The 24355-nt window shown below is 45.2% G+C and carries 19 protein-coding genes; 7 read left to right on the top strand and 12 right to left on the bottom strand.

What is annotated here, in order from left to right; translation table 11 throughout:
* Positions 1-50 precede the first annotated feature (50 nt).
* On the top strand, positions 51-1616 hold the full coding sequence (locus tag R3D00_04205) for a BNR-4 repeat-containing protein (protein MEZ4772363.1): 1566 nt from the start codon (positions 51-53) through the stop codon (positions 1614-1616).
* Position 1617: 1 nt separating this feature from the next.
* Here the strand turns inward: R3D00_04205 and R3D00_04200 are convergent, their stop codons facing one another.
* Positions 1618-2034: a DUF6249 domain-containing protein gene (locus R3D00_04200; GenBank protein MEZ4772362.1), complete on the bottom strand. Its 417-nt coding sequence runs from the start codon at positions 2032-2034 to the stop codon at positions 1618-1620.
* Between the two features lie 136 nt (positions 2035-2170).
* Between R3D00_04200 and R3D00_04195 the strand changes: the two genes are divergently transcribed.
* The 3 genes from R3D00_04195 to R3D00_04185 all read left to right on the top strand — a co-directional run bounded on the left by R3D00_04195 (position 2171) and on the right by R3D00_04185 (position 3903).
* Entirely contained in the window at positions 2171-2740 is a 570-nt protein-coding gene (locus tag R3D00_04195) for a sigma-70 family RNA polymerase sigma factor (GenBank protein MEZ4772361.1), read from the top strand.
* The gene (locus R3D00_04190; protein ID MEZ4772360.1) at positions 2737-3207 is read left to right on the top strand and encodes a hypothetical protein; all 471 of its coding nucleotides are present in this window, start codon (positions 2737-2739) and stop codon (positions 3205-3207) included. Before R3D00_04195 ends, R3D00_04190 begins: the two co-directional genes overlap by 4 nt.
* Before the next feature lie 78 nt (positions 3208-3285).
* Positions 3286-3903 carry an SPOR domain-containing protein gene (locus R3D00_04185; GenBank protein MEZ4772359.1) on the top strand — a complete coding sequence of 206 codons (618 nt, stop codon included), beginning with the start codon at positions 3286-3288 and terminating at the stop codon, positions 3901-3903.
* Here R3D00_04185 and R3D00_04180 read toward each other — a convergent pair whose 3' ends face one another.
* The 5 genes from R3D00_04180 to R3D00_04160 all read right to left on the bottom strand — a co-directional run bounded on the left by R3D00_04180 (position 3904) and on the right by R3D00_04160 (position 11184).
* Positions 3904-5244: a TolC family protein gene (locus R3D00_04180; protein ID MEZ4772358.1), complete on the bottom strand. Its 1341-nt coding sequence runs from the start codon at positions 5242-5244 to the stop codon at positions 3904-3906.
* 25 nt (positions 5245-5269) lie between these two features.
* On the bottom strand, positions 5270-8533 hold the full coding sequence (locus tag R3D00_04175; protein ID MEZ4772357.1) for an efflux RND transporter permease subunit: 3264 nt from the start codon (positions 8531-8533) through the stop codon (positions 5270-5272).
* A gap of 9 nt (positions 8534-8542) precedes the next feature.
* A complete protein-coding gene (locus R3D00_04170) occupies positions 8543-9658 on the bottom strand; it encodes an efflux RND transporter periplasmic adaptor subunit (GenBank protein ID MEZ4772356.1) in 1116 nt (371 codons plus the stop codon).
* An 86-nt stretch (positions 9659-9744) separates the two neighbouring features.
* Positions 9745-10194, bottom strand: a complete 450-nt coding sequence (locus R3D00_04165; GenBank protein MEZ4772355.1) for a MarR family transcriptional regulator — start codon at positions 10192-10194, stop codon at positions 9745-9747.
* A gap of 339 nt (positions 10195-10533) precedes the next feature.
* The gene (locus R3D00_04160; GenBank protein MEZ4772354.1) at positions 10534-11184 is read right to left on the bottom strand and encodes a C40 family peptidase; all 651 of its coding nucleotides are present in this window, start codon (positions 11182-11184) and stop codon (positions 10534-10536) included.
* Between the two features lie 219 nt (positions 11185-11403).
* Between R3D00_04160 and R3D00_04155 the strand changes: the two genes are divergently transcribed.
* Both R3D00_04155 and R3D00_04150 read left to right on the top strand, forming a co-directional pair.
* Positions 11404-11856: a DUF2147 domain-containing protein gene (locus R3D00_04155; GenBank protein ID MEZ4772353.1), complete on the top strand. Its 453-nt coding sequence runs from the start codon at positions 11404-11406 to the stop codon at positions 11854-11856.
* A 140-nt stretch (positions 11857-11996) separates the two neighbouring features.
* On the top strand, positions 11997-14909 hold the full coding sequence (locus tag R3D00_04150; GenBank protein ID MEZ4772352.1) for a helix-turn-helix domain-containing protein: 2913 nt from the start codon (positions 11997-11999) through the stop codon (positions 14907-14909).
* A gap of 14 nt (positions 14910-14923) precedes the next feature.
* On the opposite strand, the gene rhaM is transcribed toward R3D00_04150, so the two are convergent.
* From rhaM to tyrS, 5 genes are all read right to left on the bottom strand, one after another.
* A complete protein-coding gene (gene rhaM, locus R3D00_04145; GenBank protein ID MEZ4772351.1) occupies positions 14924-15238 on the bottom strand; it encodes an L-rhamnose mutarotase in 315 nt (104 codons plus the stop codon).
* Between the two features lie 78 nt (positions 15239-15316).
* Entirely contained in the window at positions 15317-17125 is a 1809-nt protein-coding gene (locus R3D00_04140; GenBank protein MEZ4772350.1) for an ABC transporter ATP-binding protein, read from the bottom strand.
* A gap of 51 nt (positions 17126-17176) precedes the next feature.
* Complete coding sequence (locus R3D00_04135) at positions 17177-19003, bottom strand: ABC transporter ATP-binding protein (GenBank protein MEZ4772349.1); 1827 nt, start codon at positions 19001-19003, stop codon at positions 17177-17179.
* A 150-nt stretch (positions 19004-19153) separates the two neighbouring features.
* On the bottom strand, positions 19154-20359 hold the full coding sequence (locus R3D00_04130) for a hypothetical protein (protein MEZ4772348.1): 1206 nt from the start codon (positions 20357-20359) through the stop codon (positions 19154-19156).
* On the bottom strand, positions 20356-21654 hold the full coding sequence (gene tyrS, locus R3D00_04125; protein MEZ4772347.1) for a tyrosine--tRNA ligase: 1299 nt from the start codon (positions 21652-21654) through the stop codon (positions 20356-20358). Before tyrS ends, R3D00_04130 begins: the two co-directional genes overlap by 4 nt.
* Positions 21655-21853: 199 nt before the next feature.
* On the opposite strand from tyrS, the gene R3D00_04120 reads away from it, so the two are divergent.
* Positions 21854-23179, top strand: a complete 1326-nt coding sequence (locus R3D00_04120) for a tetratricopeptide repeat protein (protein MEZ4772346.1) — start codon at positions 21854-21856, stop codon at positions 23177-23179.
* Here the strand turns inward: R3D00_04120 and R3D00_04115 are convergent.
* Positions 23176-24327, bottom strand: a complete 1152-nt coding sequence (locus R3D00_04115) for an AIR synthase-related protein (GenBank protein ID MEZ4772345.1) — start codon at positions 24325-24327, stop codon at positions 23176-23178. The two genes, R3D00_04120 and R3D00_04115, sit on opposite strands and share 4 nt — an antisense overlap.
* Positions 24328-24355 lie beyond the last annotated feature (28 nt).

The raw sequence follows: 24355 nt of genomic DNA, 5'->3' as shown, positions 1-24355 counted from the left end.
CAGCCTTTTTTTTATTGAAAAATGGGGTAAAGCATATACATTTAAGGATTATGAAAAGCTTTTATTACCCTCAACCCCGGTTGATCTTTCGGTTATTGCCGGTTGCTGTATTACTTCTGTTTGCCTGTAAAACGCCTCCATCAACTCCCGAAGATAACCCATATCCTGATGCGAAGTTTATCAACCAGCCCGGAGATGGATTTCGGGGAATATGGTACATGAATCAGCCGGTAGGAGAGCCTTACCAGTTTAAATACAGCGGTGGCATGGGTACTTACTGTGCAAAACACCGCCCATTTTCCATATATGCTTCACAGGTAAATAAGACCTTTTTTTGTTTTGGGGGAACAACACAAGACTCCTGGAAAAAATTTGATCTGACCATCAGCAGAGACAGGGATACGCTGGAGGGAATGCTCCTTCATATGGTATCATTTTATGATCACAATACAGGAGAAGTCGCGAGACCTACCATTATTCTTGACAAAATGACCAGCGACGCACATGACAATCCCGTAATTTCCATTGACGATAAAGGATATATCTGGATTTTCTCGACCTCTCATGGGACAAGCCGCCGATCCTATATTCATAAGAGTATTTCTCCTTTTGACATCTCCGGCTTTGAACAGGTGCATGCCCAAAAACTGGAAAACGGGATTCTGGTTCCAATGGATAATTTTTCTTATTTCCAGATTTGGAATACCGGGAGGCAGGGATTTATGGGATTTTTTACCCACTATGAAAAAGACAAAACCTCCGGAATGGGGCAGCGTGTGGCTTATTTTGTCACCAGCAAAAATGGAGTAGAATGGTCTGAATGGCAAAAGCTCGCTGCAATTTCTGAAGGACATTACCAGATCAGCGAATACAACCCTGAATTTCACACAGCAGGAACCGCTTTTAACTACCATCCGGACCAGCCGAAACCCGGAGAAGCCGGACTCAACTACCGGACCAATCTCTATTATATCCAAACCGGGGATTTCGGAAAATCCTGGCAGGCCATGGATGGCGCAAAAGTTCAGATTCCACTTACAGAAGCGAAAAACCCGGCACTGGTTTATGATTTTGAATCTGAAGGTCTTAAAGTGTATATGAAAGACCTCACGTACGATGAGAATGGGTATCCCGTTATTCTGTTTCTTACCAGTACAGGCTATCAACCCGGACCGGAAAACGGGCCTTATACATGGAGAATTGCCCGTTGGAATGGTCTGTCATGGGCCATTTTTACTGTTACAAACTCTGATCACAATTACGATATGGGATCCCTGTTTATTGAGCCCGACGCCTGGCGTATTATTGCTCCTACAGATACTGGGGCACAGGCTTACAATCCGGGTGGGGAAATGGTCGAATGGATAAGTAACGATCGTGGAGAACACTGGCGGCGGGAACACACCCTTACCCAAAACAGTTTATACAACCACACCTATGCACGACGTACGATTTATGCACAACCAGGCTTTTATGCATTTTGGGCTGATGGACATGGGAGGCAACCTTCAAATTCCCGGTTCTACTTCTCCGATAAAGCGGGAAATGTGTACCAGTTACCAGAAAAGATGGAAACTGACACACAAAAGCCCATAAGAATCAGCCCGCGCAATTAAATCAGCTGATACGATCAAAGATATCCTCAGGGTGTTTCTCTTCCCGGATTTGTACAGATTCCACATCTTCTTTTTCGGTCAGGCGGTAATACAGCATTAACCCCAGACCACCACAGACCAGCATCATAGCAAGAAGTGAAAGCTCCTTAGGCATTCCCATTTTTGACAAAACAAACCCCATGACCAGGCCTATACCCAGCCCAAAAATGACCAGACCGTATTTCAGTGCATTCTGCCGGCTTTTTTTGTGAAATGAATCAGCAGGGTTAGAACTGAAAACAGCCGCAGTTTTGTCATGTTCGATTAAAGCCATTCGCTCCTTGTGACGCGCAGTAACATTAATGTAAATAATTCCGAAGACGGTAACCCCCAGGGTAAGCATCATCAGAGTCGGTGCAATAAATTGAAGTGGATTCATTTGCAAAAAATGATTAAGTTAAGTATCTGGAATCTGAGACGCGGATATCAGAATATCGGTTACAATTGGGTGAGAAAAAAAATTCCTGATCATTTGTAACCGTTTATTCCCATATACCGTCTCACCCGCAGCATCTATGGCCGAAGATCTGTTACATATCAAAAAGGTATTGCAAGGGGAAACGCCAGCCTTTGGGATTCTGGTTGAAAAGTACCAGCGGTATGTATTTTCTCTTTGCCTCAGGATATTAAAAAACCGGGAAGAAGCAGAAGAAGCTGCACAGGATACTTTTATGAAGGCCTTTCGAAAGCTGAGTACGTTTCAACAATCGGCGCGGTTTAGTACCTGGTTGTATAAGATTGCATGGAATACTTCGCTCGACAGGTTGAGATCGAGGAAGCAGAATACAGATTCCATTGATGACAGAGAAAAAGAAAGAATTGCCGATCATCAGGCTTCGGGGCAGCTGGAAATTTTACAATCGGGGCAGAATGTGGAAATTATACAGCAACTGGTCTCAAGACTTCCCGAGCGAGAGGCCTCGATCCTGACCCTGTACTATCTTCACGAATGCAACGTTGAAGAAATAACAGGTATCACTGGATTTACCCCGTCCAATGTCAAAATTATTCTGTTTCGGGGGCGAAATATTCTCAGAAAGCAGCTGGAGGTTATGATGAAAAATGAATTAAAGGAAATGTTATGATACAGCCAGATGAACAAATGATATGGCATTATCTGGATGGAAATCTGGATGAAGAATCGAAGCAGCAGCTCGAAAAAAAAATAGCGGAGGATGCAGAAGTAAAAGTGTTGTTTGAAAAAATCACTTCGCTTGATCAATTGTTGCGTACCCAGCAAATCGAACAGCCTTCGCTCCGCTTCAGTAAAAATCTGATGGAGAAAATCGGTAGCATGGAAAAAGTTACCCCTGATTCCGTTTCATTAATTCCCCGATTCACATCTGCCAGGGTTTCACTCATCGTGATTTCACTCAGTATATTTTCAATTCTGATATCAGGCATTATTCCGGCGGTTTATTATCAGACCCATTTATTCCCGGAAACCTTTTCAAATGATACGATTTCGATATTTTTCTGGGCAATTGTTGCCTTCTGGGGAGTCATTCTTTTTGACCGATGGAAAACGCATAAAATCGCCAATCACTCATGACTATTGAGTAAGTGAAATCTATTTAGCATCTTTGTACAGACAAACCGATATTCAGGCAATTCTCAATATTTTTTGACTATGAAACTACTGAGCATTTTCCTCGCAGGTATGATGAGTGTGCAGGTTTCCTCAGGAGGGGATGGCGGCGACAAAAAGAAAAATAAAGGCAAGGAGTTTTACTACAAATATGAGCGCGAAGAAGTTTCTGATTATCGCGACAGAGTAGATTTCAAGATGCCTGAGCCAAAAGTAATTGCGGTGGAGGTAACGGAGGAAACGCCCCATGGCATGAGCCTCAGCTACCTGTTTGGGCCGGGAAAAAAGCTTTATATTGAAGCAGATAAAGAGCTGGAATCTCTGATTCAGAAACATATTGAGATCAACGGCAATACGCATCAGATATCGGGGTTCCGGATTCAGGTTTTTGCAGGTTCCAACCGACAAAACGCCTGGTCTTCCAAAGGCACTGCGATGAGCCGGTTTCCCAAACTTTCGCAATATCTGGAGTACCAGGCGCCAAACTACGTTGTGCGAGTAGGTGATTTCATGGATAAAGAGGATGCGATTTTGATGTTGCGCACCTTAAGAGAAGTTTTCCCCGGTGCTTTTATTGTGCCTGATATGGTAAAAGTACCACGTGCCCTTCCGGAAAACGAAGACTCAGACAGTTTTGAAAACAACCGGGGAAAAGAGTAATTATCTTTCTGCCGAAGGAATCAACTGCCCTGACAACAACATCAGCTCCGATTCATTGAGCTTAATATCGTACTTCAGGTCATTGAGCCTGTTTTTTACCCGAAGCACATTCAGTTGTGCTTCGCGAAACTGTACACTGGTAGCCTGACCGAGTTTAAAAATCTCCTGCGTGCGCTCAAAATTCTGATTGGCAGCCAGCAAACTTTTTTGCTCCAGATGGTAAATGGCGAGGCTATTCCGATAGGATTCGTATGCATTGTACAGATCCAGCAACAGTTGTTGTTCTGCTTCTTTTTTTCTGGTCAGACTATTGGCGACAGCGATTTCGGCATTTTGCACATTCCGGCTGATGCGGCTGCCATCATAGATGCTGAAGCTGAGCGAAGCACCTGCCGAAAGCCCAAGGCTTTGGATCGAGCGGGCAAAACTCACAGCGCCATTGTTGTTATAGTTATATCCATAAGAAGCGTTTACAGCCAACCGTGGATAGCGGTTGGCCTGGCTTACCCGAAGGTTAAGCTCTGACACCTGCTGGCTAATGGTAGCTGCTTCCAGATTGGCATTATTGCTCATGGCCTGTGTTTTCAACTCTTCCAGCTGAAGGTCTTCTATATAAGAAACCTGCGTTTCGACCATGTACGAATCTGATATCTCTCTGCCCATCAGCAGATTCAGTGTGCGGGTAGCATTTTCCAGATTAAGCGTTGCCGTTGCGAGATTTGCACTATCTGTATTGATGTCAACCTCTGCATTAAGGATTGCGAGGCGGTTGGCGCTGCCAAACTGATTCTGGTTTTTGACATAAGCCAGCCTCCCATGCGAAGTATTGAGCTGTTCCTTCAGAATATTACACGTACCGGTAAGACGAGCCACAGTATAATAGGCATTGATCACCTGAATCAGGCTTTGTTCTATCAGGGCACGGGTTTGCTCTTCGGACAAAGACGCATTGGTTTTCAGCACCCGGTAGTTGTACACATTACCCAGTCCGTCAAATACAGTATAACTAACCCCTATTCCCGCGTTGGCGCCATAGGTTTGCAGGCCATTGACTTCGACGGTATTGTAAGGCGCCTCTCCGGGGCCTGCATTGGGATTAATGAGTTCGACCTGAGCATTGGAATTATTGTAGTTGGCGGCAGCATCAAGAGAAACCCTGGGCAACAAACCCGCATTTCCCGGGTGCGCGTTATTCCTTGAAATCTGGGCATTGTTTTCAGCAACCTGTATCCCATAATTTTTTTCAAGGGTTGTTTTTACCGCATCTTCCAGTTTTAGAATCTCCTGTGCCGGAAGCAAAAGCGGGATAAACAAAAGGATTAAAGCAAAACGATATTTCATTTTTGTTGTTTTCGCGTTTCTTAAATCAGGAGAAAAGATATTTCAGGCCAACAAATAATGCGACTACCGCACCGGGAATGAGTACCCAGAGGCCCAGGTAATATTTACGGTCATCGAGGGCAGGCTCTACAGAAGTTTCATCTGGTTTTTCGCCTTCCCACAACCACACCAGATTCACCTTATATTGGTTGAACAGGATCAAAATAGAGGGTAATACCAGCAGAATTACCACGGTAGAGGCAGCCAGCCCAAAAGCGATTGAAACCGCCATCGGGATAAGGAACTGTGCCTGGAAACTTTTTTCCACAATCAAAGGTCCCAGACCCGCAATGGTAGTGATGGAGGTAAGGAAAATCGGACGAAACCTTGAGATAGCCGCTTCATAAAGCGCTTCTCTAAAGGGTTTACCCTCCTTTATCAGGTTATTATGGGCACTCACCAGAACCAGTGCGTCATTTACCATTACACCTACCAGAGCCAGAACCCCAAGACCGGAGAAAATAATACTAAAGGGTTTATTCATCAGATAATGCCCCCAGAAAACACCGATCAGGCCAAAGGGAATAATTGACAATACAGCAATCGTCTGATTAACCGATCTGAAGGTCAGCAGAATAATCGCAATCATAATGATAAAGAGGATGGGATATACTTTCCCGGCACCTTCCCCGGTTTTTGCATTTTCCCGGTACTGACCTTCCATGGAAAACCGTACCGAAGGAAATTCGCCCTGCACCTTGGGAATCATTTCATTTAGAATCTGCTGCGTAACTTCTGTAGTAGAAACATCCACTGCGGCAGGGTCAGCCTCCACACGGATTTCGCGGCTGCCATCTATACGTTTGATAGAAATAACCCCACGGCTAGATTCCAGGTTAGCAACTTCTTTTAGCGGATATGCCGCACCTGTTGCCGTTCTGATCCGCATTTCTTCGAGATCACCGATAGAACCCCTGTCGGCGAGGTCATACCTTACCCAGACTTTGACTTCGTCTTGTCCACGTTGGAGACGCTGTACTTCTGCACCAAAAAAGCCCTGACGCACCTGACCGATCACATCCTGAAGCGTGAGTCCGAGCAGATAGGCTTTTTCTTTGAGGGTAACATTGATTTCCCGAAGACCTTCCCGGTTACTGTCCGTTACGTCTCTGATATCCGGGTTTGTATTCATTTCAGCTTTCAGCATATCAGCGGCGGCCTCCACTTCTTTCAGGTTGTCGCCAATCACTGCAATAGAAAATGCCTTACCAAATGGTGTTGAAACACCATAAGTAACTTCTTCTGCTTCATACAGCGGACCGACAACTTTCCGTATGGAATCTGCCACCTGACGGCTGGTAAACTTCCGAAGTTCGGCAGTAAGGAGATTGATACGTAACTCTCCATCGGGAGAAGTACCTGCTCCGGCCGCGGTGGGCCCACCGCCGGAAATACCCAGCGTTTTACTGACAATGACAATCAGATCTTCTCCATTGGGCTGTTCTTTTTTCAGATTTTCATTTACCTGCCAAACACCTTTTTCTATTTTATCCAATAACCGCATCGTCTCCTTCTCAGGTGTTCCTGAAGGCATTTTCAGCGAAGCCGAGATGAAGTCAGACTCAATTTCAGGGAAGAACGTGATTTTTACCAGCCCTCCACTTACGAGGCTAAATGATATGATCAGGGTACCTACAAAAATGCCGATCCCCGCCCAGGTATAAGTCATAAAAAACCTCAATATCGGCGCATACAATTTGGAACGCATCCAGTCCATAAACTGCCACAACCGTTCCTGAACAGGTCTGAAAAATGCCAGTGCCTGAGATTGAGTTCCCGAATTCCATTTCAGTGCTTCCGAATGCCCAATATGCCCAGGCAATACAAACGCTGCTTCAAAAAGTGAGATGCCCAGCGTAATCATCACGACCAGGGTAATATCGGAGAAAAAATCACCTGTCACACCCGGCAGAAACAGAAACCCGCTGAATGCAACAATCGTTGTGATAATGGAAGAAAATACAGCAGGCAATACTTCCACAGCGCCATCGAAGGCCGCTTGTAAGGGCTGTTTTCCATTCTCCCACTGCCGGTAAATATTCTCGCTGATTACGATCCCGTCATCCACCAGAATCCCGATGACGAGAATCATTCCAAACAGAGAAATCGCATTGATGCTCAGGCCGATAAAGGGGCCAAATACAAACATTCCGAGGAAAGATACCGGGATGGAGAGAGCGACCCAAAATGCCAGCCGAATCTGCAAAAACATCGCTAAAAGAATCAGTACCATGACAAAACCCAGCACACCATTGCTGGTCAAAAGGTCGATACGTTCGTTCAGGGTAACAGATCCATCTACAATTACCACCGCTTTTACGATATCGTTTTCCTGATTAAATTTCTCGATATAGCTTTTAATATTATCGGCAATAAACAACAAGCTTTCACTGGTGGTATTATTGACTTCCATGATAATGGCTCTCTTGCCATTTACATACGCCTGGCTGGGTGTCTCCGCCCAACTATCGTGGATATCTGCCACTTCTTTGAGCGTGAGTTTTTGTCCCTGAGGGGTAGCTGCCACTACGATATCCTGAATGTCTTCAGCATAATATTTTTTCTCCCGGCTCCTGATCAGGACTTCTTCCTCGTCGCCTTTGATTGTACCCCCGCTAAGGTCAAGGTTGGCCCCTTGTACAGCACGAAGAATCTGATTGAAGGTGAGATTGTATTTTCGAAGATCATTTTCCCTTACATTGATCACGAGTTCTTCTTCGGGAAAACCGCTAAGTTTTATTTTCGAAATCCCGTCAACTGCGAGCAAGTCTTTTTCAACTTTGCGGGCAAACTGCTTGAGTGTTTTGATATCTGTGTCACCGGAGATAGCAAAATTGAGCGCAAGCGTAAGAGATTCCAGCTTAGAAACAATGGGCGGTTCCATATTGCCGGGGAAAGAATTAATCCGATCCACAGCATTTTTTACGTCCTGGAGCAGGAGATCCATATCAAATCCCCGCTCAATTTCGACGAGCACCGTACCGGTATTTTCGGATGAAGTAGAGGTAACTCTCTTCACACCGGAAAGGCCTTTGAGTTCATCTTCGATTTTTGCGACAATCCCTTCTTCAATTTCTTCCGGCGAGGCTCCGGGCAATACGGTTGTTACGACGATATTGCGGAGGTCATTTTCGGGGAAAAAGGTAGTGCGCATATTCATCAGGCCGAATATCCCGAATACGGATAGCAGCACCAGCATCATATTACCCGCAATGGGGTATTTGATGAAATATTTTATCAGGTTTTCCATGTATGGGGATTAATAGGTTGCCACTGTCATTCCTTCATAAGCACCGATGACTACTTCGTCAAGGATTTCGGTTCCATCGGGAATGCCTCTTACCAGCACGATATCGGATGAAAATTTCACTGGAGTAACCGGAAAAAGTTTCAGCTGCCCATTAGCGATCACAAAAATATGGTTACCATCTTCGAGAAGATTTCGCGAAAGTTCTACTATATTTTCCAGTTGACGACCTTTTACTTTGGCATTGAGGTACATACCTTCTTTCAGTTCTTTGCCGGAAGTTGCGATAAATACCGTGGCAGTTTGCGTATTAGGATCAATGACATCACTGATTCGCCGCACTACGCCTTTCCATTTTCCTTCTATATCATTGGAGTAAAGATCGACCTGATCGCCGATACGCATAAACTCCAGGTCTTCGAGATTTACGGCGGCTTCAAGTTCATAAGAAGCAGGATTAAAGAATGCGCCGAGCTTTTGTCCGACACGCACAAGCGTACCTTCGGTAATCTGAGATTCAGACACTTTCCCACTGAAGGGCGCGTGGATTACATATTTTGCCAGGCGGGTCTCCTGACCTTTGATCGAATAATAGAGATTGTAGAGATTGCGGGCAGAGAGATAATACTTCTCCTGGTCGCTGCCAGCGGAAGGAAATGGTGGGAGCGATTTATCCGGATCAAAAGAAGCCAGATAATTTTCCCAATTGGGAAAACTTGCGGGAAAATCTGTTTTCATATCCGGCAGCATCAGGGTAATCTGGTTCATCAGGCTACTTTTTTGCGCCAGCAGCGTCAGACGCTGCTCCTGATCGTCGATGACGATCAGAGGACTTCCCTTCTGAAAGAAGTTGCCTTCTTTAAAGCGGCTGCTTTCGGGTTTGAGAATACCGCCTACTTCAGAAAATACATCAATTTTTTCACGGGCAGCGAGTCTTCCGGTAATTTCTACGATAGACCCACTAGTCGCATTGGCAACCTTACGGCCTTTGACTGTTTTAGCTTTGGGGCCCGATTCCACCCGGGGAACAGGCTCTTTGGAGGCTGAAATCCTTCCGGCAATACTTCCGGCAAGCACGAGGAATGCAATCGCAACCCCAATACTGATCAGTGTTTTTCTTAATGACATGGTATATAAGGAGTAAATTCGTTCTGAATAATGGTTAGATTTAATGGTTACATATGATACCGTTTCAATAGAAACTAATCAACATATCAACAACCATACTTTAGCATATTTTCCTGAATCATCTTCAGTACGCTTTTGCAATGGTCAAGATCTTCTGATGAAATGCCACGTGTTGCTTCCTCCATCGTGTCGATAGCACAGGGGAAAAGAATTTCTTTCAGATTTTTTCCTTTAAATGTGAGGTAAATGAGATTATTTCGCCGATCAGCTTTATCGGGAATTCTGACCACAAAATCGCGTTCTTCCAGCCAGTTTATCGCACGGGTAATTGCGGTTTTATGTCTTCCAGACATGCCGGCCAGCTCCTGCTGGTTGCGGCCATCCCTGCGCCAGAGATGCACAAGCACAATCCAGTGCTCAATAGAGATTTCATATCCGGCTTGCCGAAATCGCTCCGTCATGACATGCGCCAATATGCCGGCAGTTTTACCGACAAGTGGTGCGATGGATTGTTCAAAATCGAATTCGGGATGCATAGTTATAGTTACAGGTGTAACTAACCGCGAAGCAAGGAAAATGTTTGGTGAAAACAAAAAAACCCCGCACAAATACCAGGAGTTTTGTGAAACCCCTATATGACATGCCTAGAGAAGCCATAGTGTTTCGGTAATCCTCCGTCCCGAGGGAAGCCGGACAAGTCAACGGCTGAGGCCCGCCCTTGCCACCTTGAGCAAATCTCTAATTACGTTCCTGTTAGTTTCAAAAACAGTTAGGTATTCATGCAGGATATTTATTCATATCTCTGGATGAGATCATGTAAAAGATCAAAAGGAATATAAACATACGCATCCTTTATGAGGTTGCAAAAACATTTTCTACTCTTCCCATTCATAGGGTCTGCTTGCCGTGATATACCTTTCACGGTAGTATTTCATTTGCAACAAGTTGTCTGTCACTACCCCCCGGTTGGTCGCGTGAATAATAAATATATTTTTCCCTTTTTTTCCTGACACCAGGGCTACATGCCCGATTTCTCCGCTTTGTGAATTCGTACCGGCAAAAAACAGAAGATCGCCGGGCTTTACATCCTGCCGGTCAATTCGCCGCCCATACATGGCCATTTCGCTACTGGATCGGGGAAGATTCATGCCCGCCTCCTTATATACATAGCTTACAAATCCTGAGCAATCAAAACCTTCGGGAGTTATCCCACCAGCCAGGTAGGAACTGCCTTCGAGTTCACGGGCAAAATCGATCAACTTTTCTGTATTAACCCGCTTTTTCACCACCTTCGGTTCTGGCAGGGGTACAGGTTCTGGCAGGGGTACAGGTTCTGGCAGGGGTACAGGTTCTGGCAATGGTGCATCCATTGTTGCTGGCGGGGTTTCAACGATCTGCGGGGATTCCTTTGCGGGAAGGATGACAGAAGTTTCATTGGTAGGTGTTTCTGAAAAAAACCACCGAATCATGGCCCGCCCCTGATACAGGAGAATTAAAATAACAGATAAAGCAAGAAATTTTCGCATAAGTATTTAGCTATCAATTTTTTGTATCTGCCTTGTGCGTGTTTGGTACGCAAGTTTCGCGGAAAAGATACAAAAGATTTTGGTGATGCGGTGTCTGCCACATACCTGCAGGCAGGATGAATCCTACATAACTGTATGATCTTCAAAACCAAACAATGTAAAGATGACTTCGTTTACGTTGTAGTAAATTTTACGTAATTTTCCGCTAAAATCAATTCTATGAAACTCGCACAGAAAATAACGATCTCTCTTTTATTCATTTTCCTCGCCTCTGCAGGGCTAAAAGCTCAGTCTCCTGTAGGTAAATGGAAAACCATCGATGATGAAACCGGAGACCAGAAATCTATCGTCGAAATTTTTGAAAAAGATGGAAAACTCTATGGAAAAGTCATCCAGCTTTTCCGCAAACCCAATGAAGAACAGGACCCTATCTGTGATGAGTGCGACAAAGATGACCCACGTTACAACAAAAGAGTAATGGGAATGGTTATCCTTGAAGGACTCGAAAAAGGCAAAGGCAATGTCTGGGAAAATGGAGAAATCCTTGACCCCAAAAATGGCAGCGTTTACAGTTGTTATATTGACCTCATAGAAAAAGACAAACTCAAACTGAGAGGCTATCTTGGTTTTTCCCTTATCGGTCGTACCCAATACTGGTACCGGGTTCAGTAGTTTCCGATCTGGATATGTTGCCGAATAAAAGTTAGCATATTCTCTCCAAATTTTCACTTCCGGCAAACTATAGAAGTTTGTATTTTGGGGCTCGTTATGTATTTTCATAAAGAAACTCAAACTTCCAAACTACTTCTGCCGTGCTAGACTTTTATGTTAAGGAATGGCAATATCTTTTAGCAGGCATATCTGTCTTTTTGATGAATATAGGGCTTTTGACTGGTCAAAAGCCCTACACCCCTGAGTATGCTTATCCTTTTACCGAGTCATGGCGATGGAAAAACATTGACGCGCTTGAAGGCAGTGGCGTACAGGCAATCTTTGAAGACAGTAATGGCACCTTGTGGGTTTCCACTGACGATGGGATCAAGGAATACGACGGCTATACCTGGACCACTCACCTCCCCTCTCTAACAGATCAGATCATAGAAATTACGGCCTCCTCAGACGGCACACTCTATGCGGCAACGCCTCATGATGTTTTTCGCTACAGAGGCTGCGCTTGGAAACCCTTTTTCTCGCTGAAAACTTCATGGGGTATTACGATCCGGAGCATAACCGCTACTTCCAAAAATGGAATCATGGCAGCTACAAATGCAGGTGTGATTCAACTTTCTGCCGAAGATTCTCCGGAAATGGTTTTCTACTCTGCGTCATCCGTAAGAAAACGGCTGGAGCAACAATTAACTTATACGCATTGGGTTGATTTACCCGAATCCCTGTTACAAGGGAGAGATTCGCTCCTGATTTCACATGTATTGGAAGCGGCAGATGGTACATTATGGTTTGCAGCTAACTGGGAGGGAAATGAAGGAAAAATTCTGCGATTTCGGCCGTCCGCTACCCCTCAACCTCTGATCGAAGAATATCAGATATTTCATTCTACGCCTGATTTCCCTGTCGGACCGGAACAAAAAATCATCCAGTCCCGCGATGGAAAAATATGGATCATCAATGGCTCGTTTAATCTGGGTATCAGCGTCTTTGATGGAAAAACCTGGAAACATATTCGCTTGAGCGATGAAGTTGGCGGAGATGAATTTACCACAGATATTGCGGAAACTGAAGATGGAACCATTTGGTTTGGGGCTATTGGGAAGGTTTATGCATTCAAAAATAATCATTGGTATACTTTCAAAGCACCTCAGTACCATGTGCCTGCCAACAGGATTAAGTTTTTTTCAGGAAAACGAAATTTTTGGGTTTTCGGCATTAAGTCAAGGGTAAATAGAATTGATTATTCCGCTGACCGGTGGGCTACATTTCCGAGGCTCAATTTTCAATGCCTGACACCCGACGGAAAACAATGGTTTATCGAGGCTGACGGGAGAGTAGTCACAGAAAAAGATGGCATCTGGACATCCTGGGATACTACCTCAGGTCTTATGGATGCACCCGTAAAACTGATCGTTACCCGCAATGGCCAGATTTGGGCCGGAGGTTCTGATAAAGGCGTGGCCGCAACGGCATTGTTTGAATCTGGACACTGGCATCAGGAAACGCATCCCAAACTTTCGTGGGGAATCGACTACCGCGCAATGTTTGAAGCTGAAGATGGCTCGCTTTGGTTTGGAAGTAGCGTTGACAGAGTCTCGGCTCAAGGCCATCGAGGGGGTGCCATCCAACTGCTGAATCCCCAGTTACGCCCGCTGCAATGGGTTTTTCACCCGGGAAATGCCAATGGACTTACCCAATCCAACGCCTATGGCATTGCCCAGTCCAAAGATGGACAAATCTGGCTGGGAGGCAGTAACCTATTTGGCTTTGATGGAAAAAGATGGACACTTCCGGCAGATACCCGCCTGCAATCTTATATTAATTCCCTCCACAGTAAAGATGGGTTTCTGGTTGTCGGTACTCGTCTGTATGGCGTTTTTACGTATGATGGAACTACCTGGAACAACTATAATATCGACTCCGGACTTACCAGTAATACCATTATCAGTGTTTTTGTAGAATCTGATTCAGCTTTTTGGGCTGTGACGGAAGATAATCTTTGCAGATTTGATGGAAAAAATTGGACCTGTAGTTTATTCCCTGATGAGATGAATATTCAGGTGGAAGGTGGGACTATTTTGCGAACCGATGATGGAAATATCTGGGTTACAAAAGCTCCCAGAGAATGGAAAAGAAGGGCACTGAAACTTAGTAAAAATACAGCCGGGATTTTTAATGAAGTGATCAGCTATCGTTATTCACCTGAAAATAAGCACCCCGAAACTACCATTCAACCCCATAACTCAAAAATATCGCCGCTGAGCAGTCCGGTATTTCAATGGGCAGGAGAAGACTATCAGCTCAACACCCCTACGCATCTGCTTGCCTTTTCCTACAGACTCAATCAGGAAGAATGGTCTCCATTTACCAGAGAAACATCACACACCTTCTCCAATCTTCCTACAGGCTCATACACGCTTGAGGTCAGAGCCAGAGACTTTGATATGAACGTAGATCCTTCGCCTGCTAAAATACATTTTCAGGTAACGCTTCCGCTCTGGCAACAAAACTGGGCTGTTTTTCTCACGGTCTTCCTTCTATTTGTTTTCCTTATTTTTATATTCAGAATAACCATCTGGAACCGATATTCTCATCCAGACACTACCCGCACATTAACAGACACAGAAAACCCACAGGCACCAGTTCCGACTGTTGAACCAGAAATAGCACCACCCGTAGTACCTGAGCTGACTCCTTCTCCGGTTTTACTGACCTCTTCTGATGAAAAACTTCTGGGGCTGCTGTCTGAGATTATGGAAGAAAACCTCTCAGACGCCAGTTTTAACGTCAACAAAATGTGCGAAATGGTCAATCTGAGCCATATGCACTTTATCAGAAAGGTAAAACAGCTTACGGGTATGAAACCACAGGAAATGTTGCGATCATTCCGGATGAAACGCGCTCGCGACCTGCTAAGCCAGAACAAACTCAACATCGCGGAGATCAGCTATATGGTCGGTTATGATTTGCCCAACTCTTTTACCCGCGCTTTTAAAAAGGAGTTTGGTGTCACTCCCACAGAATTTATTGAAAACATCCGGGAGGAGGCAGATTAGCTGCTGGCAGGCACTTATGCCATATAAAACACTTCTTTTAATGGCATGGTCACCGGGGAATGGTCATAGTTTGTTTCCATGATATCAGCCATATATGCCCACCATTTTTTGACGATCGGGTGACGGGGAATAGATTCCTCATCAAAATCATCAGCCAATATCTGCACCGCAAACAATGTAAGCGAATCTTCATCCAGAAAAATAGAATAGTCCGAAATGCCTGATTCTGAAAGAAATCTGCTCAGTTCCGGCCATATTTCGTCATGCCTTTTTTTGTATTCTTCTGCGAAGCCAGGCTTGAGCTTCATAGTAAAAGCGTTTCGTCTCATGCGTAAATATTAAGTAGTGGACAGGAATTTTCCCAAAGTTTCTCCCAACTTCCGAAAAATAAAAGAGAGAATTGAAAATCAATTCTCTCTTGCCTGCCGGGTAAACAATCCATAATAGTGTCCCTGACTGGAAATCAGTTCATCGTGGCTTCCGTCTTCAATGATTTTGCCCTTGGCAATCACGAGGATCCGGTCGCAGTTGCGGATCGTAGAAAGCCTGTGGGCAATAATGATCGCCGTACGACCGCGGATCATGCTGTCAATTCCGCGCTGAATACGCATTTCTGCCAGGGTATCCACCGAAGATGTGGCTTCGTCCATGATGAGAATGCGCGGCTTTTTCAGCAAGGTACGGGCAAAGGAAATCAGTTGTTTTTCTCCCGAAGAAAGATTCCCGCCTTCTTCCCCCACCTGTTCATCCAGACGGCTGGCAAATTCTTCTGCACCAATCAGTTTTAATGCAGCAGAAATTTCCTCATCTGTCGCTTCAGGCTTTCCGTAACGAAGATTGTCTCTGAAAGTACCGGAAAACAAATGAGGTGTCTGAAGAATGATCCCTAACTGCCGGCGATAACTGTGAAGCTGTCGTTCCCGGTAGTCAGTTCCATCAATCTTAATACTTCCCGCCAATGGCTCATAAAAACGACTCACAAGGCTGGAGATTGTCGTTTTCCCACTACCTGTAGCACCAACAATTGCTACAGACTGCCCGGCAGGAATATGAAGATCAAAATCTTTCAGAATCATCGTCCCGTCACGTACGTAGGCAAAGTCAACCCCTTCGAATTGAATCTCGCCTTTGATTTCGCCAAAAGATTCAAGGCCTTCACGGTCTTTGATTTCGACCGGCTCATCTATCAGATTGAATATCCGTTCTCCCGCCGAAAGACTATCCTGTGCTGTTGCATAAAACTTGGTAATATCAAAAATAGGCTCAAAAATCATCCTGGCGTAACTAAAGAAAGCGGCCAGCACACCTATTGTGACACCGGTAGCACTGGCAATGGCCATATTCCCACCGAGAAAAACAACCAATGCCGCTGATACAGAACCCGTTACAACTACGATCGGAAAGTACAGCGATGCGTAAAAAGAAGACTTATAAGCTGCATCGCGCAACTCTTCGGTCACTTCATGAAAGTCTTCCGTTGCCTGCTCTTCCTGTACGGTTGTCTTATTGACTTCCAGGCCGTTGATATGTTCGGTCAGATAAGCAGCCATTTGGCTATAGGCTTTGCGCGCTTTCCGTGAATACCCAATCAGGAGGCCCCGAACTTTGATCGACAGAAACAGCAACACCGGAATAGAAAGCATGACAATCAGGCTCAACTGCCAGTTGTACAAAAACATGGCCGTGAGGCTTACGGTGATCATCATCAGGCCAAAGAGCAATTCGACAAACCCCCACGAAATTACCTGAGCTACCCGGTTTACGTCTGAAGTCAGGCGTATGGAGAGATTGCCGATAGAAGCTTTGTCGTAAAAGCTGTAAGACAAATGTTGGAGTTTATGAAACATTTGTTCGCGCAGATCGAAAATCACATTCTCCTTTAATCTACCGGCAGCCAGAATAAAAGCACCGATAGCGCAGGCCTGCAAGACAAAAACGATCGGAAAAATCATCGCAAACCGATAGACCGAAGTCCAGTCAGCCGTTCCGCTTTCGCGGAAGGTCTCCATCGCCGGTGTAATGACTTCGTCGATATACCTGAGCCAGATCAGGGGAACGATGCCGTCGGCAATAGCGGTTGCAGCAGACCCTGCCGCAACCAGCCAAAACCATTTTTTGTATTGAAAACTAATGAGAAATACCCGCCGGAGAAACGGCCATAACGCCTGCTTTCGCTCCGCCTCCTGCTTCTCTCCATGAAATATATGTGATGACATACCAACTTGTGTAAATAATTCAACCATCATTCGCTATCAGTACGGCCTGTCTCAGGTTTTACTGATTTCTTCTTCCAGGGAAGATTGTAACTGGAAAATCTCCTGATAATATCCCGGGATTTTCTCCAGCTCAGAAGGTGTACCTTCCTGAATAATCTGTCCTTTGTCAAACACCAAAATCCGGTCGGCCTGCTGAATAGAGGTAATCCGGTGGGAAACAATCAGGGTCGTCTTGTCGGCAAGTTCGCCTTTCAACGCCTGGAAAATTTCCTGCTCGGTCTCTGTATCAACTGCCGAAGTAATATCGTCCAGAATCAACACCTCCGGCTCCGGGAGAAGCGTCCTTGCCAGAGCGACTCTTTGTTTCTGCCCCCCGGAAAGTGTTACGCCTTTTTCTCCTACCAGCGTTTCATATCCCTGCGGGAAGATATCCCTGATTTCTGCCACCTGAGCAATACCGGCAACCACATCCACGCGATCTTCTTCAGCTTTGGGGCTCGTATAGGTTATGTTTTTCCTGATAGTCATAGAAAAAAGGAATGCCTTCTGAAGCGCCAGTCCTATTTTCTTCCGGACAGATTTTCTCGAATAGGTATTCAGGGGTTTTCCGTCAAGGAGAATTACCCCTTCCTCTGGTTCAAACAGTCGCAACAGCAGGCGGGTTACCGAAGTTTTGCCCGCACCTGTCGGACCGATAATAGCCACCTTTTCGCCTGCCGATATCGAAAAACTGACATTGTGCAAAGCATATGGATCGTCTTTCCTGTAGCGGAAACTGACATTACGGAAGCTAATCGCACCTTTAATATTCGCAGCCGAATCTCCGTCTTCCGGCTCTCCGCTTTCTGTCATGATCTCCGAGATCCGCTCCATCGCTACTACAGCCATACCCATGTTGGACAGAATTCTCCCCAACTGGCGCATGGGCCACGCAACCATGTATATATAAGTGAAAAAGCTCACCAGTTCACCTACCGTTATTTGCCCGCGAACCACAAAAATCCCTCCTGCCAAAATAGATACCGCAATCTGAGTAAATCCGAGCAAATCTGAAACCGGCCAAAAAATCGCATGGATCTTGTTATGCTGAAAACCCATACTTCGTTTTCGTATATTTTGCTCCCGAAATCTTTCGATTTCGTGGTTTTCATTTGCAAAAGCGGCTACCAGGCGGATACCGTTCAGGTTTTCCTGAACCATGTCGCTGAGTTTGTCCGATTCGGCTTCATGAAGCCGCCACACGGCTTTTTCCTTGCGAAAAAACCAGTAAGCAGAGATCCCGATCAATGGAGTAAGGCAAATGCTGATCCATGCATACTGTATATTCACCAGCGCCATCATCCAGAATGAAAATATAAAAATGGCCAGTACGCGGATAATTTCGATAATCTGGTCCTTTAAAAATCCTTTGATCGTATCAATATCGCCGGTACATCGTTGAATCAGCTCGCCTCTGGTAATCCGTGAGAAATAGCTCAATGGCAACTTCTGGATATGGGCAAATGCGCGATCTCTCATTTTTTTTGAGATATTCTCGGCACACCACGACCTGATGACGTCAGCTGCAAACAAAAACCCGCCGCGAAGAACAGAAATGGCAATATACATAAGCGCCAATGCGAGGAGCAGTTTCGAGATATTGTGCTCACTCACCGCGGGTAAAAACCTATAGAGAAAGAGAGATACGCCATCTTTGACTGCTTCACTGGCAGCCGGCGTTTCCTGATACAGGGCAATTACCCCATCAATGGCAATTTGAAGGATTTTTGGCTCGAAACTCCGGAATACAATCGAGAGAATCAGCAACAGAGCCGAGACCAGGTACTGCCATTTGTACCGGTCGAGGGCGCGAAACAGGTTTTTGATCGAAGCAGTCATTGCCCGTGTAAATTTTTTTCGATAACAAATAATTCAAAAGGTCAGGCCCTGAGATGTTTATACATTCAGGGAAACAGGTGTACTGCAAGTGGTGCAGCGTGTTATTTGAGGGGAAAGGTAGATATACGGGACAGGATAGATCGGGTTTCGTCAATGAACAACAAACGGCTCATAATATCGCCTTTGGTCTGTGGAAACGACCACAAAATATTTCCCGACAGGAAGGGGTTTGGTATAGTTAAGCAGATTTTGTTTTCCCGCTTCAATAGAACCCTGATAGAGATTAGCTATTTCACGTAATTGTTCGTCGAGCAATTTTATCCGCACGGTCTGGCTTTCTTTTGCAGAGAAACGGACATTGAGGGAAGCAATGGTATGTTTATCTGCGGGGAGAATATCGAAGGTAAACCCGCCGGGGTTTTCTTCTGTACGGATTTTGGTCAGGCTGGATTGCACGACATTACCAAACTTATCAATATTGGCGATCCGATAATAATAGACCCTGTTTTTTTCGACAACAGCATCATAATAAGTATAGTCAAACGGCTGCGAACTATTGACCGGGCCGCGAAGTTTTTCAAGCACTTCAAACGTATTTCCGTCCGTACTTCTTTCGACAGTATGGACATAACAATCATTTTCAAAAAGAGTCTTCCATTTTACTGTAACAATTCCATCTACATACTTTGCCTGAAGGAACCGGTAGCGGGCAGCAGGAAAGATATTGGATCTTCGGGAAGTAGGGTGCCAAAAATGGTTTATACAAATAAAAGCCATCGCAGGATCTTCAGGATTCTGCAGATATGACCAGCGGCTATCCTCTTCATCGGGAATAGAGACTTCAATATTCTCCCTGTAGGTTTTAAGAGAGGCGCGTGAAGGGAGAAAGGAAACAGTTTTTTGCGGGCCAAAATAAAAAGCATCCACAATATTTCGGTTGGGGTCATACAGCACGGCAAAATCACCCTCATCTGTTCCCTCTGTCACACGGGGAGCGAAATCGCGTTGGTAGTTGTACTCCAGGTCAAGATCCTTATTTGACTCGTTGGAAACACTTCCGAGGCGGAGTGCACTCATCGGCCCAATAAAAGTATTATTGGGCAAGCGGAGAATATAGTGGCGGGTTACCAGCACATATCCCGAAAGATCCAGATAATCTTTTTTCCCTTCATAGAAAAGTTCAACCCTGTGATCCGCATTTTGCCGGTTTAGCGGGTTAGTGGGAATAAACTTGGAGATATACAAATTCTGGGCATTGGCACCGCCCCAGCACATACAGAGAAATAGCCCGGCAATCCCTGTCAGCAAAGACACAGGCGAGAACGCAGGTAATATTCTGTAAGTGTGTTTCATCATACAAGCTCAACAATATACTTATTCTTTTTACCTTTTTGAATATGGAGGAATGTTCCAAAAAAGAAATCCTCGGCGCGGATATTCTGGTCAGGAGATTCGCATAGTTCCTGATTGATTTTCACAGATTTATCTTTTTCCACAGACCGGCGGGCGTCTCCTTTGGATGAGGCGATTTCAAGTGAGACGAGAAGATCAAGAATTCCGATTTCCCCATCAAACATAGACCGGGACAGCGTTTTAGTTTCAGAGACTTTGGCTACGTCCGTCCAGTCTGCGCGGGAAAGTGCGGCCAGCGCATCCCGGTTATCGGCATTTTTTCCAAAGAGGAAGTCGGTAAGTTTGGTAGCAGAAGCCAGTCCGGCTTCACCATGTACCCGTCGGGTTACATCATCGGCGAGGGCTTTGTGCAGGATTCTGGTATGGGGAGCCAGGGCGTGGTCAGCGACAATAGCTTCAATTTCAGCCTGATTTTTGAGTGTAAAAATCCGGATATACTTTTCCGCATCGACATCGGAAGCTTGCATCCAGTATTGGTAAAACTGGTAAGGCGAGGTACGTTCGGGAGAAAGCCAGATATTATCCCCACCGGCAGTTTTGCCGAGTTTGCTGCCATCGGCAGCAGTCAGCAGCGGACACACCGCTGCATAGGCTTTTTCTTCCGGCCCCAGCATGCGGCGGACCAGTTCGGTTCCCGTCGTAATATTTCCCCACTGGTCAGAGCCTCCCACCTGAATTTTGACCCCGTGATTTTTATACAAATGGTAAAAATCATATCCCTGAAGCATCTGGTAGGCAAATTCAGTATAAGATATCCCCGATTCTCCCTCCAGTCGCTTTTTTACGGAATCTTTACTCATCATATAATTGATGGTAATATGTTTACCCACATCGCGCAAAAAACCCAGAAACGAAAATTCCTTAAACCAATCGTAGTTATTGACCATACGGGCCGGGTTAGGAACGTCGGTGAAATCGAGAAAGTTTTCCAGTTGTTTCCGGATACATTCCGCATTGTAACGAATCTGCTCCTCCGAAAGAAGTTGTCTTTCCTTGTCTTTGCCAGAGGGATCTCCCACCATGCCCGTAGCACCTCCGACCAGTGCATAAGGAGTGTGCCCGGCACGTTGAAGGTGAACCAACAGCATGACTGACACCAGATTTCCGATATGCATGGAATCAGCTGTTGGATCCACGCCCAAATATCCTGCAACTTTATGCGTTTGTAGATAGTCTTCTGTGCCGGGGATGGACTGATGCAACAATCCTCTCCAGGTGAGTTCTTCAATAAAATTCATAACAAAAGGTAACAGATCATCAAAAATTTGAACGCAATTTACTCCGCAATATCCATTTGGTCAAACAGTAATGATCTTATAATAAGTAATTTACTTTACCGGGTTTTTTCTGTAATTTAGGGGAAATCGGCTAAAATCAATATCTTTGATACAAACAATGAAACCCAACCTTTACTGAATCATACATATCCGTAATTCCATGAATAAAACTGTTATTTACCTACTATTTGCGGCATTACTATTCGTGATGGCGCCTGTTTTTACGCTTGCACAGGGGCCTGGGAGAAACGCCTTTCTTGCAGCGGAAAACTTTAGGAAGCAGAACAAGTGCGATGAAGCGATCAATCAGTACAATGAGGCGATAAGATTGGAGCCGTCAAACTATAAGTATTATTTCCAGAGAGGGAAATGTGAGTATAAAAATAAGGACTTCGAAGCAGCGAAAGAGTCCTTCAAAAGCACGGTTTCCTACAAGAAAAATTTTACCCCGGCTTATTCCCTGCTGGCCAAAATTTTTAAAAACGAGAAGGATTATAGCAATGCCATTTACTATTACGAGGAAGCGGCCCGCTATGAAAGTGATGCCGGGCGTAAGGTTCAATACCAATTACTCCTCGTCAATCTTCTCCTGAAGGAAAACCGCGTATCTGATGCCAAAAAACATATCGATGATGCCAATTCGATTGACCCCAACAATCCGAATATTCTCTACTACAGTGCAGAAATCAATATGTTGGACAGCAACTGGGACGCTGCCCGCCGCAATTATGAGCGTGCGCTGGAATCAGACCGTCTCAAATCCGCTTCTCCTGCCGAAAAAGCCAAATACTACTATGGTCTGGGACTTGCCCTCACGAAAATCGGCGACAATGCCGGTGCCAGAAACGCATGGAGCAAAGCCAATTTTGGCCCTTACAAAGACCTGATTGCTCAGCAGATGCTGACAACCAATCACGTGTACTATTACAAAATAGCTGTAAGTTATTACCTCAACGGTGAATACACCGAAAGTGAAAATTATATATCAAAGGCATTGGATCTGCAACGCGATTTTTCCAGCGCTTTTGTTTTGAAAGGCAAAATTGAGGGCAAAAAAGGAAATACTGCCCGCGCCATCGAAAATTACCAGAAAGCGATCGACTTTGAAAAGGTACCGGAGAAAAAGGCGCAGATGTACAAACTTGTTGCCACCCTTCAGCTCAATAACAACGATAGTTACAACGCATTAGCCTCTATCGAAAAAGCTATGCAGGCTGATCCCAAAACGGCTGGCTCACTTTATTATCTGAAAGCCAAAGCCGAATATGATTCCGGCCGCTTCCGCGAAGCAATCGATACGCTGGAAAAACTTCTGGCCTCAGGTGTTGATACCAAAGCCAAAGCCAAATACAGCTTTATGTTAGGAATGGCTGCGAAAAAGGCTTCTGATCTGGAAAAAGCGCGCGAAGCTTTTAAAAATGCGCTTTATGGGCCCTACAAACCCGCTGCAAAAATCGAGCTTGACAACATTACCGAAAAAGGCTAGAACGATATATCATTTACCGTGAGGCGATTGGTTTCGGCAGCTTCACATCTTCCGATAATCTGTCCTTCAATCCCATAAGTGGCTGCTATTTCAATAATGGCAGCCGCTGTTTTTTTGTCTGTATAGATCTCCAGTCTGTGCCCCATATTCAGTACCTGGTACATTTCCTTCAGGGAAGCCCCCGAGGATTCCTGAATGATGCGAAATACCGGTGGAAGCGGGAAAAGATTATCCTTGATAATGTGGAGACCTTCCACAAACTTCATACACTTTGTCTGGCCTCCTCCTGTGCAGTGAATCAGTCCGTGAACAGACTCCCTGTGTTTTTCCAGGACTTCCTTCATGACAGGAAGATAAGTACGCGTAGGACTCAACAGGAGTTTTCCTACTGGTAATGGCGCATCTTCTACAGTGTCTGTAAGTAGATATTTTCCGGAGTAAACCAGATCTGCGGGAACCGCTGCATCGTAGGACTCCGGATATCGGGCAGCATATTCTTTTTTCAGCACGTCGTGCCGGGCATTGGTCAGGCCATTGCTGCCGATTCCACTGTTGTATTCTTTTTCATAAACGGCCTTCCCAAAACTTGCCAGCCCTACGATCACATCCCCCGCCTGTATCTGTTCATTGCTCACCACTTCTTTTCTGGGCAAACGGCAAAAAGCCGTAGCGTCATGTACAAGGGTTTTTACCAGGTCGCCAACATCTGCGGTTTCTCCACCGGTATTTTCCACTTCGATGCCATAGTTTCGAAGCATATCAAAACATTCTTCCATCCCCGCAATCACTTCTGAGAGCACTTCACCGGGAATGACAAATTTATTCCGGCCAATCGTATTGGAGAACAGAAAATGGTTTGTCGCTCCGGCACAAAGCATATCGTCGAGGTTCATCACAATGGCATCCTGCGCTATTCCCCGCCACACAGACATATCACCGGTTTCTTTCCAGTATAGATATGCCAACGAAGATTTGGTACCGGCACCGTCTGCATGCATAATATTGCACCATTCGGGATCATTGCCGGCCATATCGGGTATGACTTTACAGAAAGCATTGGGATACAATCCTTTATTCAGGTGGCGGATGGCAAAATGCACATCTTCTTTGGCTGAAGATACCCCGCGGCGGGCGTAGTTATTGCTCATGATGGTCAGTTTCTTTTGCAAATTACGG

This window comes from Bacteroidia bacterium, from assembly GCA_041391665.1.
Classification (GTDB): domain Bacteria; phylum Bacteroidota; class Bacteroidia; order J057; family J057; genus JAGQVA01.
Note: the sequence above shows the minus strand (reverse complement) of the source record. Positions and strands in the feature narration are given on the sequence as shown.